The 15,263-nt window shown below is 75.1% G+C and carries 14 protein-coding genes; 10 read left to right on the forward strand and 4 right to left on the reverse strand.

Annotation, left to right across the window (positions count from 1 at the left end; translation table 11 throughout):
- Positions 1–2: 2 nt before the first annotated feature.
- On the reverse strand, positions 3–788 hold the full coding sequence (locus ACFY0O_RS12240; RefSeq protein ID WP_388946009.1) for a DUF2182 domain-containing protein: 786 nt from the start codon (positions 786–788) through the stop codon (positions 3–5).
- The gene (locus ACFY0O_RS12245) at positions 789–1,394 is read right to left on the reverse strand and encodes a DUF1326 domain-containing protein (RefSeq protein WP_388946012.1); all 606 of its coding nucleotides are present in this window, start codon (positions 1,392–1,394) and stop codon (positions 789–791) included.
- A 166-nt stretch (positions 1,395–1,560) separates the two neighbouring features.
- Between ACFY0O_RS12245 and rraA the strand changes: the two genes are divergently transcribed.
- The 7 genes from rraA to nadE all read left to right on the forward strand — a co-directional run bounded on the left by rraA (position 1,561) and on the right by nadE (position 9,425).
- Entirely contained in the window at positions 1,561–2,070 is a 510-nt protein-coding gene (rraA, locus tag ACFY0O_RS12250; protein WP_388946014.1) for a ribonuclease E activity regulator RraA, read from the forward strand.
- A gap of 86 nt (positions 2,071–2,156) precedes the next feature.
- Entirely contained in the window at positions 2,157–3,800 is a 1,644-nt protein-coding gene (locus ACFY0O_RS12255; RefSeq protein ID WP_388946017.1) for a peptide-N4-asparagine amidase, read from the forward strand.
- A 27-nt stretch (positions 3,801–3,827) separates the two neighbouring features.
- Complete coding sequence (locus tag ACFY0O_RS12260; protein ID WP_388946020.1) at positions 3,828–5,495, forward strand: serine/threonine-protein kinase; 1,668 nt, start codon at positions 3,828–3,830, stop codon at positions 5,493–5,495.
- Positions 5,496–5,554: 59 nt separating this feature from the next.
- Complete coding sequence (locus ACFY0O_RS12265) at positions 5,555–6,466, forward strand: phytoene/squalene synthase family protein (protein ID WP_388946023.1); 912 nt, start codon at positions 5,555–5,557, stop codon at positions 6,464–6,466.
- A 157-nt stretch (positions 6,467–6,623) separates the two neighbouring features.
- The gene (locus tag ACFY0O_RS12270; protein ID WP_388946693.1) at positions 6,624–7,850 is read left to right on the forward strand and encodes a sensor histidine kinase; all 1,227 of its coding nucleotides are present in this window, start codon (positions 6,624–6,626) and stop codon (positions 7,848–7,850) included.
- A complete protein-coding gene (locus ACFY0O_RS12275; RefSeq protein WP_388946026.1) occupies positions 7,847–8,452 on the forward strand; it encodes a response regulator in 606 nt (201 codons plus the stop codon). The genes ACFY0O_RS12270 and ACFY0O_RS12275 overlap by 4 nt, the downstream gene beginning before the upstream one ends.
- 124 nt (positions 8,453–8,576) lie before the next feature.
- Positions 8,577–9,425, forward strand: a complete 849-nt coding sequence (gene nadE / locus ACFY0O_RS12280; protein WP_388946029.1) for an ammonia-dependent NAD(+) synthetase — start codon at positions 8,577–8,579, stop codon at positions 9,423–9,425.
- 7 nt (positions 9,426–9,432) lie between these two features.
- Here the strand turns inward: nadE and ACFY0O_RS12285 are convergent, their stop codons facing one another.
- Entirely contained in the window at positions 9,433–10,209 is a 777-nt protein-coding gene (locus ACFY0O_RS12285) for a transglycosylase SLT domain-containing protein (RefSeq protein WP_388946032.1), read from the reverse strand.
- A gap of 393 nt (positions 10,210–10,602) precedes the next feature.
- On the reverse strand, positions 10,603–11,574 hold the full coding sequence (locus ACFY0O_RS12290; RefSeq protein ID WP_388946034.1) for a dihydrodipicolinate synthase family protein: 972 nt from the start codon (positions 11,572–11,574) through the stop codon (positions 10,603–10,605).
- A gap of 71 nt (positions 11,575–11,645) precedes the next feature.
- Between ACFY0O_RS12290 and ACFY0O_RS12295 the strand changes: the two genes are divergently transcribed.
- From ACFY0O_RS12295 to ACFY0O_RS12305, 3 genes are all read left to right on the forward strand, one after another.
- Positions 11,646–12,656 (forward strand): LysR substrate-binding domain-containing protein, encoded by a 1,011-nt coding sequence (locus ACFY0O_RS12295; RefSeq protein ID WP_388946037.1) that lies wholly within the window; start codon positions 11,646–11,648, stop codon positions 12,654–12,656.
- A gap of 82 nt (positions 12,657–12,738) precedes the next feature.
- Positions 12,739–13,824 (forward strand): S-(hydroxymethyl)mycothiol dehydrogenase, encoded by a 1,086-nt coding sequence (locus tag ACFY0O_RS12300; RefSeq protein ID WP_358893228.1) that lies wholly within the window; start codon positions 12,739–12,741, stop codon positions 13,822–13,824.
- Between the two features lie 116 nt (positions 13,825–13,940).
- Positions 13,941–15,254 (forward strand): alpha/beta fold hydrolase, encoded by a 1,314-nt coding sequence (locus ACFY0O_RS12305; RefSeq protein WP_388946039.1) that lies wholly within the window; start codon positions 13,941–13,943, stop codon positions 15,252–15,254.
- Positions 15,255–15,263 lie beyond the last annotated feature (9 nt).

Consider the following 15,263-nt stretch of genomic DNA (forward strand, 5'->3'; position numbering starts at 1 on the left):
GGTCACATGGGCATGCCCGGCGCCATGTGCAGCCCCGGCACCAGGCCCGGCACCAGCCCCGGGTTCCAGGGGACGAAGCAGGCGTAGCCGATCAGCGCCACCCCGAGCACCAGGCTGAACGCCTTGCCGTGGCGCCAGACCTTCTCCAGGAAGACGGCGCAGGCCAGAGCGGCCATCCAGACGAGGTTCATCACGCCGACCGCGACCAGGACGGCCATCAGGCCCCAGCAGCAGCCGACGCAGTAGGCGCCGTGGTGGAAACCGGTGCGCAGGTCGCGCAGCGGCCCCGAGCGGTTGCCGAAGTGCAGGAGGAAGCCGAGCGGCGAGCGGCAGTGGCTCAGGCAGCGGTCCTTGAGCGGGGTCACCTGGTACAGCCCTGCCCCGGCCAGCACCAGGGCGCCGACCCACGGCGCGGCGGCCGGTGCCCGGGCCGCGAGCTCGCCACCCGCCCAGGCGGCGCCGAAGGCGGCCAGGCCGAAGGCCTCCCACGCGCAGAGGTATCCGAGGACCAGGCCCGTACTGCGGGCGGCGCGCACCCACCCGGCCGAGCGGGCGCGCAGCGTCCGCAGGTACAGCGAGACGAAGGGCGCGACCGCCGGCAGCATCATCGCGGCCATCATCAGCCCCCACAGGGCCAGGAACCCCCACAGGCCCTGCCCCATGGTGCCCGGCCCCGGCGCCATCCCCGACGCCCCGCGCACCGTCAGGAGCCAGGCCAGCGCCGCCGCCGCGAGCAGGGCCGCCCAGCTCGCCGGGGCGACGGTCCGCCGGGCGAGCGCTGTCGCCATTCAGGCCGCCCAGGAGAACGGTGCCGAGAAGGCGTTCTTCCCTTCGTTCTCGAAGGCGAGGCCGAAGGCGTTCACCCGCGACCTCGTCGCCGTCCCGGCCGCGAGGGTGTCCGCGGGGAAGCCCACCCCGCTGACCCGCACGCCCTTGCCGGTCGAGTCCAGCGGAGACACGAAGTCCTCCACCTCCAGCTCGATCGCGTCGCCGATCCTCACCCGGTGACGCCGGCCGTCGTCGACGTATTCGATCCGGGCGGACTCCAGCCCGAGCATCTCGCCGACCAGCGGGCGCAGCCCCTCCATCGGGCCGCCCCGGCCACCGGAGAAGACCGCCCCGAGCGCCTCCGCCTGCTCCGGCGAGGCCGCCTCGTCCATGAACATGCCCATGCGCCAGTTGCCCTCGCTCATGAGCTTCGGGGTGTCCGCCACGACGGCGACCGTCAGGCCGTCCACGGCGACGTCGTCGATCCGGCCCGCGTCGATGTGGAAGGCCAGGACCACCTGGCAGCGGTCGGCGTCGGCCGGAGCCGACAGGCCCGAGGTGGCGCAGGGGCACACCATGTCACAACCGCAGTTCTCGAAATACGTCCCCTCGATCCGCCATGCCATCGGAAGCTCCTTCCTGAGGCACACCTCTGCGATCCATTCTCCGCTCGCGGCGAACACCGGGCAACGCCCGGCGGAGGCGGCGGCCGCCGTACCGGCCCTCGGGCCGCGCCGCATACGCTGGGCCGCGCACGGCGCGACCCACGAGATACGAGGAGCTCCCCGTCAGATGAGCGTCACCCTCCCCCCGCCACCGCCGGGGGTACCCCCGATCCCCACCGCCGACCTCTACGACGAGCACGGCGAAAGCCTCGGCATCTGCACCACCGCCTTCCGCGCCATCGGCGGCCGCCGCCTCTTCGCCGGACCGGTGCGCACCGTCCGCTGCCACGAGGACAACGCCCTGCTGCGCGAACTCCTCCACACCCCCGGCGACGGCGCGGTCCTCGTCATCGACGGCGGCGGCTCGCTGCGCACCGCACTCGTCGGCGACCTCATCGCCGGCGCCGCGCAGCGCTCCGGCTGGGCCGGACTGATCGTCAACGGCGCGGTCCGCGACAGCGTCGCGCTGGGCGGGCTCGACCTGGGCGTGCAGGCGCTCGGCACCTGCCCCCGCAAGAGCGGCAAGACCGGCGAGGGCGCCGTGGACGAGCCCGTCACCATCGGCGGGGTCACCTTCCGCCCCGGCGACACCGTGTACGCGGACGACGACGGCGTCGTCGTCCTGCCCGCCGGCTGACCCGCCCGGCCCGGGGGCGAGATCGCGCCAGGACCGGACCACCGGGCCTGGCGGCCGGGACCGGGGAGCCGCTTCACTGCGGGCCCATGAGACGACACAGGATCATGGGCCTGCTCGGCGCGCTCACCCTCGCCGCGGGCACCCTGGCCGCCGCCGCCGGACCCGCGGCGGCCACCCCCGCCCCGGTCTCCGCCGGGCCCGCGGACACCCCGCCCGCCGAGTTCGGCACCGACTGGCACGACCCCCTCACCGCCGCCCCGCCCGTCGAACACCCCGGCACCACCTCCTGCCGGGTCACCCTCGCCGAGGCGCAGTTCCGCGACTTCACCCCCTACCGGGGCGAGTACACCCCGCCCGCGGGCTGCGGCCGCGCCGACTGGGCCAAGGTGGTGCTGCGCCTCGACGGCAAGGTCAAGGGCCGCCAGTACGACCGCCTCGGCCACCTCGCCGTCGGCGGCGTGGAGATCCTGAGCACCTCCACCCCCGAGCCCTCGCCCGAGGGCATCGAGTGGTCCGTGGAGAAGGACGTCACCCGCTACCGCGACACCCTCGCCCGCCCGCAGCCCGTCGAGATGCTCATCGGCAACGTCGTCGACGACACCTACACCGGCGTCATCGACGTCAAGGTCACCCTCACCTTCTACGCCGCCGAGGGCCGCACCCGCCCCGCCCCGGCCCCCGACCGCGTCCTGCCGCTCACCACCCCGGCCGTCACCACCCCGCGCAACACCGAACGGATCCTCGCCGAGGTCTACGCCACCGGCTCCGGCGGCGGCTGCGAGGAGTTCTGGTACCTGACCGTCCCCGACGCGGCGCCCTACTCCTGCAAGGCCGCCGACGGCCCCTACCGCGAGGTCCGCGTCTCCGTCGACGGACAGCTCGCCGGACTGGCCGCCCCCTTCCCGACCGTCTGGACGGGCGGCTGGTCCAACCCCTTCCTCTGGTACGTCACCCCCGGCCCGCACGCCTTCGACGTCCAGCCCGCCGTCTACGACCTCACCCCCTACGCCGCCCTCCTCAACGACGGCCGCCCGCACCGCGTCGAGGTGGCCGTCGCCGGGGTCCCGGCCGGCCAGAGCGGCTGGAGCACCCCCGCCAACCTGCTGCTGTGGCAGGACCGGGGCCGCGAGGTCGTCAGCGGGGCCCTCACCCGCCACGAGGAGACCGCCCCCACCGGCTCCTCCCGCTGGACGCCCGCCGCCCCCGGCGGCGAACACCGCCTGGACACCGACGGCGCCCACCGCCTCACCACCGCCGGGTACCTCGACACCTCCCACGGCCGGGTCACCACCACCGTCACCCGGGCCGTGGGCAACACCTCCGCCCACCGCTGGACCGACGGCGAGAACCGCGACGCCCTCACCGCCTCCTGGAACGACGAGGAGAGCGTCACCCGGGGCGCCACCACCACCCGCACCACCCGCGTCTACACCATGGACGGCGAGACCACCCTCGGCGCCGGCGACCGGCTGCGCACCGTCCTCTCCCTGGGCGACCGCGCCGACACCGTCACCCTGCGCGGCGGGCACCAGACCGGCCGGACCCGCCTGGACGACCGGTACACGGGCGACGCCTCGTACACCGCGAACGTCCCGCGCGACCAGCGCCACGCCGTCGGCACCACCACCGCCCGCTACCAGCTGTACGGGTCCGAAATCGGCGGCGGCTGTTACGACCGTACGGTGTCCACCGCGCAGGGCTTCCTGACGGCGGACCGGCGCCGCTGCTGACACGGGCGCCCTCTACGATGACCGGCCATGGACACGAGTGAGGCCGGCAGACGGCTGGTCGACGGCCGTTTCGAACTGATCGCACCCCTGGGCGCCGGAGGCATGGGAACGGTGTGGCGCGCCCGCGACATCGCCCTGCACCGCGAGGTCGCCCTCAAGGAGGTGCGCCCGCCGGACCCGGCTTCCGAGGCCGCCAACCCCGGGCTCTCCGACCAGATGCGCGAACGGGCCGTGCGCGAGGCCCGGGCCCTGGCCCGCCTCGCGCACCCCGGCGTCGTGACCATCCACCACATCGTGGAGCCCGCGCCCGGCACCGACGGCCACCCGTGGATCGTGATGGAACTGGTCAAGGGCGGCTCCCTGCACGACCGGCTGGCCGACGGCCCCCTGCCGGTCGCCGACGTGCTGCGGCTCGGGCTCGACGTCCTGTCCGCGCTGCGCGCCGCGCACGCCGAGGGGGTCCTGCACCGGGACGTGAAACCGGCCAACGTGCTGCTGCGGCCCGACGGGGCCGCCGTACTCACCGACTTCGGCATCGCCGCCCTGGGCGGGGCCACCGCCCTCACCTCCACCGGGGTCCTGATCGGCTCGCCCGAGTACATCGCCCCCGAACGGGCCCGGGGCGAGGAGGGGCTGGCCGCCTCCGACCTGTGGTCGCTGGGCATGATGCTGTACGTGGCCGCCGAGGGCACCCATCCGCTGCGCCGGGCCACGAGCCTCGCCACCGTCGTCGCCGTCCTCGACGACCCGATCCCGGCCCCGGTGCGCTCCGGCCCGCTGGGCCCCGTACTGGAACGGCTGCTCGTCCGCGACCCGGCCGTACGCCCCGACGGCGCCGCACTGGAAGCCCTGCTCCGCGCCGCGAGCACCGCTCTCACCTCCGGCGGGAGCCCGGCCGCCCCCGGCGCCCCGGCGGCCCCGCCCGCGTACGCGCCCCCGCCGTACGACACCCGGCCCTTCGCCCCCGGCGGCGGCTCCCCCTACGGCGTCACGGCCCCCGTCACCCCGGCCCGCGGCCGCCGCCGCCCGGTTCTGATCGGCGCCCTCCTCGCCGTCGCCCTCACCGGCGGCGCCATCGGCCTCGTCCAGGCGTTCCCCGGCGGCGGTTCCGGCGCCACGGGCACCCACGCCGATGGCCCCACCACCGGAGCCCCCGCCACCACCGGCGGCGCGGCCCCCGGCAGCGGCGCCAGGGCCACCCCGGCGACCGTGCCCTCCGGCCGGCCGAGCAGCCCCGCCGCCGCTGCCAAGGGCAGCCTGCTCACCCCCGCCAACGTCCGCACGGCGCTCGACGCCTTCAAACAGCAGACCGGGACCACCGCCTTCGTGGAGATGACCGTCTACGAGGGGTACGTGCTCGCCTCCGTCCCCACCGCCCCCGGCGCGGACACCTACGACCGCTACGAGTACCGCGACGGCCAGGTCAAGCGCGACGGCCCCGGCGGCCGGATCGACGACGCCAAGGCACTCATCGACATGGCGGCCGTCAACTGGGACGCCCTGCCCGGCCTCCTCGACAAGGCCCAGCAGGAACTCGGCGTGACCAAGCCGACCTCCCGCTACGTCATCGTCGAACCCTGGCTGTTCGACGGCGGATCCACCTCCGTGCGGCCCTACCTCAACGACGAGTACGGCCGCGGCGGCTACCTGTACGCCGACGCCCAGGGCAACGTCAAGAAGGTCTACCGCTCCTGACATCGTGTCCCCGTACCGCCGCACCCGGTACGCGGACGTTTCAAGGGAGCACGCACACCATGCCCAGCTGGCGCACCACCCTCACCCGGGCCGGGATCACCGGCCCCGGGCTTCGGGACGACTACACCCGGGCCGCGCGCACCGTGCTGCGCCGCGACCCCGCCCGCTTCGTCACCCTGCGCCTGCTCGCCGCACCGCCCCTCGTGCCCCGGCTCGCGGCGGGCCTGGCCTTCATGAACCTCGTCGACGACGTGGCCGAGACCGGCACCCCGCGGCAGCGGAGCGCCGGCCTCGCCGAGCTGACCGCCCGCACCACGCGGGCCCTGGAGACCGCCGACAGCCCCGACCCGCTGCTGCGCGCGTACGCCCACGCCGTCCGCTCCAGCGGGCTGCCCGCCCACTGGATCACCCGCTTCCTCGACGGCGCGGCCACCGCCGAGGCCGCCTTCGACGGGTTCGGCACCGAGGAGGACTTCCAGGCCTACCTCGACGCCTACGCCTGGCCCGGGGTCCTGGTCTTCACCGGGCTCCAGTACCCGGGCGGGCCGGACGCGGCGCAGGCCGCCGGCTGGCGCACCTTCGTGGACGCCGCCCAGCGCGTCGACTTCCTCGCCGACCTGGCCGGCGACCTCGCCGAGGGCCGGCTGTGCCTGCCCCGCGCCCGCCTCGCCGAACACTCCGTGACCCGCGCCGACCTCGAAGGCGCCCGAGACACCCCGGCCGTCCGCGCCCTCCTCGCCGCCGAATGCCGGCTCGCCCGCACGGCCCTGACCGCCGCCGACGACGGGATCCTCGACCTCACCGCCCCCGGGCTGCGCCCCGTGGTCGCCGCCATGACCGAGCTGATGGGCCACCAGCTGGCCGCGGTGGAGCGGGCCGGGACGGGCGTCCTGCGCAAGGACGTCGGCTACGGCCTCGCGGCTCCGGCCGGCACCCTGCTGCGCGCACTGCGCCGCCGCCGGGCGTCCTGACACCGGCCGTTGTGACATTCGTACTGCCCAGGACCGTACGGGCGGCTCTGCCACCGGCCCCGTCCCCGTCCCTAACGTGGTGGTCATGACAGAGAAGCTCTCCTCGCCGCCCCTCCTGACGGACGGCGCGGCGGTGGAACGGGAAGCGGGAACGGACATGCGGGACGCGTGCGGGAGCAAGGACGACTGGAAGGCCGACTGGCCCGCCCGCAAGGCCGCCTGGCGCGCGGCGGAGAAGGCCCGCAAGGCGCGCGGCGAGGCCCCCGACTACGGCCGCGGCCCCATGGGCCCGCCCAACGCCTTCACCCTCCTGCCCTGGCTGCTCCTCGGCATGGGCGCCGTCTCCAACCTGGTCCACGGCCAGACCTCCAACCCCTGGATCGGGGCCGTGGGCCTGCTGGCCTTCAACTCCCTCTACGTCACCATCACGTTCCGGGCCTTCGACCAGCACGCCCGGCAGGCCCCCGCCACCCGCTGGTGCCTGGTCGCCCTCGGCGCCGTCACCTGCGCCCTGGCCGGCGCGTACGGGGACAGCTGGCTGCTGTTCTTCCCGCTGTTGGGCCTGGCCGCCGGAGCGGTGATCCGGGGCCGCCGGCTCGGCCAGGTGATGTTCGGGATCAGCGCCCTCGCGGGAATGATCGGCGGACTGCGGGAGGGCTGGGGCGCCATCGGCATCGTCTACGGGACCTTCCTCTCCGGCATGGTCACCGCGGCCATCCTCGCCCTGTCCGAGACGGTGAGGGAACTGCGCGACACCCGCCAGGAGCTGGCCCGGGCCGCCGTGGACCAGGAGCGGCTGCGCTTCTCCCGCGACCTGCACGACCTGCTCGGCCACACCCTGTCGGTGATCGTCGTGAAGTCGGAGGCGGCCCGGCGCATCGCCCCCCGCGACATGGAGGCCGCCATCGGCCAGGTCCGCGACATCGAGACCGTCGGCCGCCAGGCCCTCACCGAGATCCGCGAGGCCGTCACCGGCTACCGCGAGGCCAGCCTGGCCGCCGAACTCGACCGGGCCCGGGGCGCGTTGAGCGCCGCCGGCATCGAGCCCCGGGTGCGCCGGTCCGGTCCCCCGCTGGCCCCGCAGACCGCCGCCCTGCTGGGCTGGGTGGTCCGCGAGGCGGCCACCAACGCCGTCCGCCACAGCGGGGCCGCCGCTTGTGACATCGAGGTGCAGGGCGGCCCGGAACGGGTCCGGCTGGTGATCACCGACGACGGGCGCGGCGTAGGCTCGACCCCGCCGGGCAGCGGACTGACCGGCCTCGGAGAACGCCTCGCGGCCGCGGGCGGCACGCTCACCAGCGGCCCCGTACCGGGCGGCGGCTTCCGGGTCACCGCCGAACTCCCCGTGGAGGCGGCCGCGGAAGGGGACGAGGGGACCGGATGATCAGGCTGCTGCTGGCGGAGGACCAGGGGATGATGCGCGGCGCCCTGGCGCTGCTGCTCGGGCTGGAGGAGGACATCGAGGTGGTGGCGCAGGTGGCCGCCGGGGACGAGATCGTGCCCGCCGCCCTTGAGGCCCGGCCCGACGTGGCCCTCCTGGACATCGAACTCCCGGGGCGCAGCGGCCTCGACGCCGCCGCCGAGCTGCGCACGGCCTGCCCCGGCACCCGGGTGCTGATCCTGACCACGTTCGGCCGCCCCGGCTACCTGCGCCGGGCGATGGAGGCGGGGGCCGCCGGGTTCCTCGTCAAGGACGGGCCGGTGGAGGAGCTGGCCGCCGCGGTCCGCCGGGTGCTGGCGGGGGAGACCGTGATCGACCCCTCGCTCGCGGCGGCCGCGCTCAGCGCGGGCCCCAACCCGCTGACCGCGCGCGAGGCGGACGTGCTGAACGCCGCCGTCGACGGGGCCACGGTCGCCGACATCGCGGCCCGGGTGCACCTGTCGGAGTCGACCGTGCGCAACTACCTCTCGGGCGCCATCGGCAAGACCGGCACGCGCAACCGCATGGAGGCCGTCCGCGCGGCCCGCCGCCAGGGCTGGCTCTGAGGCACGGCCGGGGCGGCGGGGCCGCCTGGGTAGGGTGGGGGCCAGACACCAGACCGTCGAACGGGACGCGGCTGTCCGCCGACGGCGCGGACGGCGCGGACACCGCCGAGAACGAGGAGCAGACGTGAGCGAGCCGGCGTCCATCGCCCTGCAGCAGGAGATCGCCCGGGAGCTGGAGGTCGCCGAGGCCTTCGACGCCGAGCGGGAGATCGAGCGCCGGGTGGCCTTCCTCGCCGAGCGGCTGACCTCGACGGGCCTGCGCTCCCTCGTCCTCGGGATCAGCGGCGGCGTGGACTCCACCACCGCGGGCCGGCTGTGCCAGCTCGCCGTCGAGCGGGCCCGCGCGGCCGGGCACGACGCCCGCTTCTTCGCGATGCGGCTCCCCTACGGGGTCCAGGCCGACGAGCACGACGCCCAGCTCGCCCTGTCCTTCATCCGCGCCGACCAGGTCATGAGCGTGGACATCCGGCCCGCGAGCGACGCCGCCCTGGAGGCCGCACGGGCCGCCGGCGTGGAGTTCCGCGACGCCCACCACCAGGACTTCGTCCACGGCAACATCAAGGCCCGACAGCGCATGATCGCCCAGTACGCGGTGGCCGGCGCCCACGACGGCCTGGTGGTCGGCACCGACCACGCCGCCGAGGCGGTCTCCGGCTTCTTCACCAAGTTCGGCGACGGGGCGGCCGACCTGGTCCCGCTGACCGGCCTGACCAAGCGCCGGGTGCGCGCGGTCGCGGACGCCCTGGGCGCGCCCGCCGAGCTGGTGTGGAAGGTTCCCACCGCCGACCTGGAGACCCTCGACCCGGGCAAGGCCGACGAGGACGCGCTCGGCGTCACCTACGACGACATCGACGACTTCCTGGAGGGCAAGCCGGTCGACGCGCAGGCCTTCGAGACGATCGTCCGCCGCTACCGGCTCACCGACCACAAGCGCCGGCTGCCGATCGCCCCGGGGCACGCCGCGGCTCGGTAGTCGGGGCTCAGTAGGCGCCGTTGACGTTGTCGATCGAGCCGTAGCGGGCGGCCGCGTAGTTGCAGGCGGCCGTGATGTTCGCGACGGGGTCGTAGGAGTCCATCGCCGTGCCCGCCACGTGGTAGGCCCGGAACGTGGGGTCGATCACCTGGAGCAGTCCCTTGGAGGGGATGCCGGCCGCGGCGTTGGAGTCCCAGTTGTTGATGGCGAGGGGGTTGCCGGAGGACTCCCGCATCACGTTGCGGTGGATCCCGGCGTAGGTGCCGGGGATCCCGTGCCTGGCCATGATGTCCAGCGACTGCCGGATCCAGCCGTCCAGGTTGTTCGCGTACGTCTTCACGGCGGCGGGCGCGGCGGCCGGCTGGGCGGCGAGGGCGGTGGCCCGGGCGGCGGCGGCCTTCGCGGCCCCGCCGAGGGTCAGCTTGAGGCCGGGGCGGATGACGGCGGGATTGGCGCCGATGGCTTCGCGATTGGCTTCGTAGAGGGCCTGCCAGCCGCCGCTCACGGAATGCTCCGACGCGATCTTCGCCAGGGTGTCGCCGCCGACCACGGAATAGATCATGGGGGCCGCCGCCTTTTCCGCCGCCGGCTGGGCGGCGGGCTCCGCGGCGGGAAGCGCCAGGGTGTGCGCGGCGGGTGCCGCGGCCGGCTGCGCGACGGCCGCCCCGGCCGTGGTCGAGCTGATCAGGGGGAGGGCGAGGGCCGCTCCGCCCGTGCCGGCGAAGGCCAGCTTACGGGCGATCTTGTGCTGCTTCGGCCGGCGGTGCTTACCCGATGCGGGCATGGCGCATTTCCTCACGTGCGGGTGCGGGGAAGTCCCGGGGTGCGGCCGCATTCGGCACTGGACCACCGGGAATGAGGGTGACCGTAGGCGAGCGTGAGGGGCCGGACAAGACGCGAATTCCCCCCGGAGATCGACTTCCGGCGGACCGCCCGCCAAACGACCTTGGAAAACTTCTCGGGAAATCCGGGTTTCCCTTTCCGGGAAAAGGGAATCGACCCTTCCGGGGAAATTGATGTTGGCCCGGCGGGTGTGGCTCACATCACGGCCCCGCCGGGCCCCTCGCTCCCGTTCTCAATACGGGCAATTCACGGGCCGATGCCGCCGATTGGGGCGAGCCGCGCGAGAGTTTGAAAACCTCCTGAATGTGAATGAATCGGGCGCGCTCCGGTGAGCTCAGAGCGCGGCCAGCTCCTTCAGGGCGGCCGTCACCGCCGCCTCGGACGCCGGCAGCATCGGAAGCCGTACGTCGGGCGTCGGGATCCGGCCCTGCGCGTACAGCACCCCCTTGACCACCCCCGGGTTCGGTTCCGTGAAGAGGGCCGCCGAGAGCCGCGCCAGCCGGTGGCCGAGCTCCCGGGCCCGCGCCGCGTCGCCCTCCCGCCAGGCCCCCGCCAGCTCCGCGAACCGCTCCGTCGCCAGGTGCGCCGACGCCAGGATCCCGCCCCGGGCCCCGAGGGCGAGCAGCGGCGACACGTACACGTCGTCCCCGGCCAGCACCGCGAACCCGTCCGGCAGGTCGCCCAGCAGCGCCACCGTCTCCTGGTCGATCCCGCCGCCCGCGTACTTCACCCCGGCCACCCCGGGCAGCGAGCCCAGCTCCCGCAGCGCGGCCGCGTCCAGCGGCTGCCCCGTCCGGTAGGGGATGTGATAGACGATCAGCGGAACCGGGCTCACGGCGGCCAGCCGCGCGAAGTGCGCCAGCACCCCCGCCGCCGAGGGCCGGACGAACGAGGGGACGGTCACCAGCGCGGCCCCCGCCTCCGGCCACCGTGCCAGCCGCGCCAGCGCGAGCTCGCTCGCCCGGGTCCCGCTCGCCCCCGCCCCCACCGTGAGCGGCGCGCCCCGCTCCCGGCAGACCCGCGCGCAGACCTCGGTGACCAGGCCGCGCTCGTCCTCCTCCAGGGCGGCCGCCTCGGCGGTGGTGCCGAGGGCGACGATCCCGGCGGCGCCCGCGTCGAGCACCTCGTGCGCGAGGGCCTCCAGGGCCCCGGCGGCGACGTCCCCGCCGCGGGTGAAGGGGGTGACGAGGGGGACGTGGATCCCGTCGAGGCCCGGGACCGCCGCCCGGTCCGCCGTGTGTCGCGTGGGCCGCGTGGGCCGCGTGTGCTGCTTGTGCTGAGCGTGCTGCTCCGTGTCCTGTCGCATGCCCCAGAGCCTCGCCCGCCCCGAGCGCCGAATCCAGTTCACATTTCTTACGTGATCCGTAAGCTGAGCCGATGCTCGACGTACGCCGCCTGCGGCTCCTGCGCGAACTCGCCCGACGCGGCACCATCGCGGCCGTGGCCGAAGCCCTCGCCTACAGCCCCTCCGCCGTCTCCCAGCAGCTCGCCGTCCTGGAGCGCGAGGCCGGACTGCCGCTGCTGGAGCGCACCGGCCGCCGGGTCCGGCTCACCCCGGCCGCCCAGAACCTGGTCGGGCACGCCGAGGCGGTCCTGGAGCGGCTCGAACAGGCCGACGCCGACCTCGCCGAGGCCCGCAGCGGCCTCGCCGGGGTGCTGCGCGTCGGGGCCTTCCCCACCGCCACCCGCGCCCTCGTCCCCGCCGCCCTGGTCCACCTGTCCCGGCGCCACCCGGCACTGGAGCCGATGGTCCACGAGACCGACCCGGCGGCGGTCGCGCACGCGCTGCGGGCCGGGGAACTGGACGTGGCCCTGGTCCACGAGTACGACTTCGTCCCCGCGCCCGCCGAGCCGGGCCTCGCCACCCGGCCGCTGTACCAGGAGGCGATGTACCTGGCAGCCCCGGCCCCTGGCTGCGCCCCGGTCCCGGCAGCGCAGCCGTGGGCGGAGCCGGACGCGGGCCCGGAGGCCCGAACGGGATCGGCGGCGGTCGCGCCCGAGGCCGGCGCCGGCGCCGACCAGGGCGCGGTGCTGCGGGCCCACCGGGACGCGCCCTGGATCACCGCCACCCCCGGCACCCTCTGCCACACCATGACCCTGCGCGCCTGCCAGGCCGCCGGGTTCACCCCGCGGGTCCGCCACCGCATCGACGAGTTCGCCACCGTCCTCGCGCTGGTCGCGGCCGGTCAGGGGGTGGCCGTCGTCCCCCAGCTCGGGATGGCCGGCCCCCCGGACCCCGGCATCGCCCTGACCCGCCTGCACATGGAACGCCGCACCAAGATCGCCTTCCGCAGCGGGTCCGGCGCCCACCCCGCCGTGACCGCCTTCGCCGCCTCCCTCCAGGCCTGCGTACCGCCGGATCTGGCCGCATCGCGCGCCGCTCTGTGACACAACTCCCGTACGGCGCGCCGCCCGTGTACGTTCGGTGATCCAGACCGATCCGACCGGATCCGACAGAACGGGGTACGACGTGACACATCGCGTACGAGGAGTCATCGCGCGGAGCAAGGGCGCACCGGTGGAGACGACCACGATCCTCGTGCCCGACCCGGGCCCGGGCGAGGCTCTGGTCAAGGTCCAGGCCTGCGGGGTCTGTCACACCGACCTGCACTACCGCGAGGGCGGCATCAACGACGAGTTCCCCTTCCTCCTCGGCCACGAGGCGGCCGGCGTCGTCGAGTCCGTCGGCCCCGACGTCACCTCCGTCGCGCCCGGCGACTTCGTCGTCCTCAACTGGCGCGCGGTGTGCGGCACCTGCCGGGCCTGCAAGCGCGGACGCCCCTGGTACTGCTTCGCCACGCACAACGCCACCCAGCCCATGACCCTGGAGGACGGCACCCCGCTCTCCCCGGCGCTCGGCATCGGGGCCTTCGCGGAGAAGACCCTCGTCGCCGCCGGCCAGTGCACCAAGGTCGACCCGGCCGCCTCGCCCGCCGCCGCGGGCCTGCTGGGCTGCGGGGTGATGGCCGGCCTCGGCGCCGCCCTGAACACCGGCAACGTCGGGCGCGGCGACTCGGTCGCCGTCATCGGCTGCGGGGGAGTGGGCAACGCGGCCGTGGCCGGCGCCCGGCTGGCCGGCGCGTCGAAGATCATCGCCGTGGACCTGGACGACCGGAAGCTGGAGTGGGCGCGCGGCCTGGGCGCCACCCACACCGTCAACGGGCGCGCGCAGGACGTGGTCAAGGCGATCCAGGAGCTGACCGGAGGCAACGGCGCGGACGTGGTCATCGAGGCCGTCGGCCGCCCCGAGACCTACCAGCAGGCCTTCTACGCCCGCGACCTGGCCGGCACCGTCGTGCTGGTCGGCGTGCCCACCCCGGAGATGAAGCTCGAACTCCCGCTCCTCGACGTCTTCGGCCGCGGCGGCGCCCTGAAGTCCTCCTGGTACGGCGACTGCCTGCCCGAACGCGACTTCCCCCTGCTGATCGACCTCTACCTCCAGGGCCGGCTCGACCTCGACGCCTTCGTCTCCGAGACCATCCCGCTCGACGGGGTGGAGGAGGCCTTCGCCCGCATGGAGCGGGGCGAGGTGCTCCGCTCGGTCGTCGAGTTCTGACCGGGTGACGCCGCGGCCGGTTCCGTAGACTCGGCCGGACCGCACACCTCCGCCCGCCCCGGCCGCACCCCGTCCGGGGCGGGCGGAGGTCCGCTCCCACACCCCAGGGGCCGTCCGTGACCCGCCAGCGCAGCCACAGCTACCGCCAGCCCGGTGTCGTCCTGACCGACCACCACTTCACCGTGCCGCTCGACCACGCCCGCCCCGACGACGGGGAGCGGATCGAGCTCTACGCCCGTGAGGTGGTGGCCACCGGCAAGGACCCCGAGCGGCTGCCCTGGCTGCTCTACCTGGAGGGCGGCCCCGGCTTCGGGGCCCGGCGCTTCACGGGACGCCAGGCCTGGCTGGAGCGGGCGCTGGCCGACTACCGCGTCCTGCTCCTCGACCAGCGCGGCACCGGCCGCTCCACCCCCGCCAACCGGCAGACCCTGCCCCTGCGGGGCACCCCCGAGCAGCAGGCCGAGTACCTCGCCCACTTCCGCGCCGACTCCATCGTCCGCGACGCCGAGCACATCCGTCGCGCCCTCACCGGAGGCGCCCCCTGGACGGTACTCGGCCAGAGCTTCGGCGGGTTCTGCGCCACCCACTACCTCTCCACCGCGCCCGAGGGCCTCACCGCCGCCCTGATCACCGGCGGCCTGCCCTCCCTGGACGCCACCGCGACCCAGGTGTACGAGGCCGCGTTCCCGCGCATCGAGCGCAAGAACCTCGCCCACTACGCCCGCTACCCCATGGACGTGGAACGCGCCCGCCGCATCGCCGCCCACCTCGCCGAGCACCCCGCCCGACTCCCCGGCGGCTACCGGCTCACCGCCGAGGCCTTCCAGTCCCTCGGCCTGCTCCTGGGCTCCGGCGACGGCAGCCACCAGCTCCACTACCTCCTGGAGGACGCCTTCGTCACCACCGCCGCCGGCCCCGCCCTCTCCGACGCCTTCCTCGAAGCGGCCCTCCCCCACCTCTCCTTCGCCGGCCACCCCCTCTACGCCCTCCTCCACGAGTCCATCTACGCCCAGGACCCCGCCACTCCCACCGGCTGGGCCGCCGAGCGGGTGCGCGCCGCCCACCCCCGATTCGACGCCGCCAAGACCCTCGGGGGCACGGAGCCCCTCCTGTTCACCGGTGAGACCATCCACCCCTGGCACTTCACCGCGGACCCCGCCCTGGCCCCCCTGCGCGAGACCGCCGGCCTCCTCGCGGCCCGCACCGGCTGGCAGCCCCTCTACGACCCGGAGCGTCTGGCCGCCAACGAGGTCCCGGTGGCGGCCGCCGTCTACCACGACGACATGTACGTCGACACCGACCACTCCCTGCGCACCGCCCGCACGATCCGCGGCCTGCGCACCTGGGTGACGGACGAGTACGAACACGACGGCGTCCGCGCGGGCGGCCCCCGCGTCCTGGACCGCCTGCTCGCCCTCCTGGAGGAGTAGTTCGCCTAT

It is taken from the genome of Streptomyces sp. NPDC001594 (genome assembly GCF_042893675.1).
Taxonomy (GTDB): domain Bacteria; phylum Actinomycetota; class Actinomycetes; order Streptomycetales; family Streptomycetaceae; genus Streptomyces.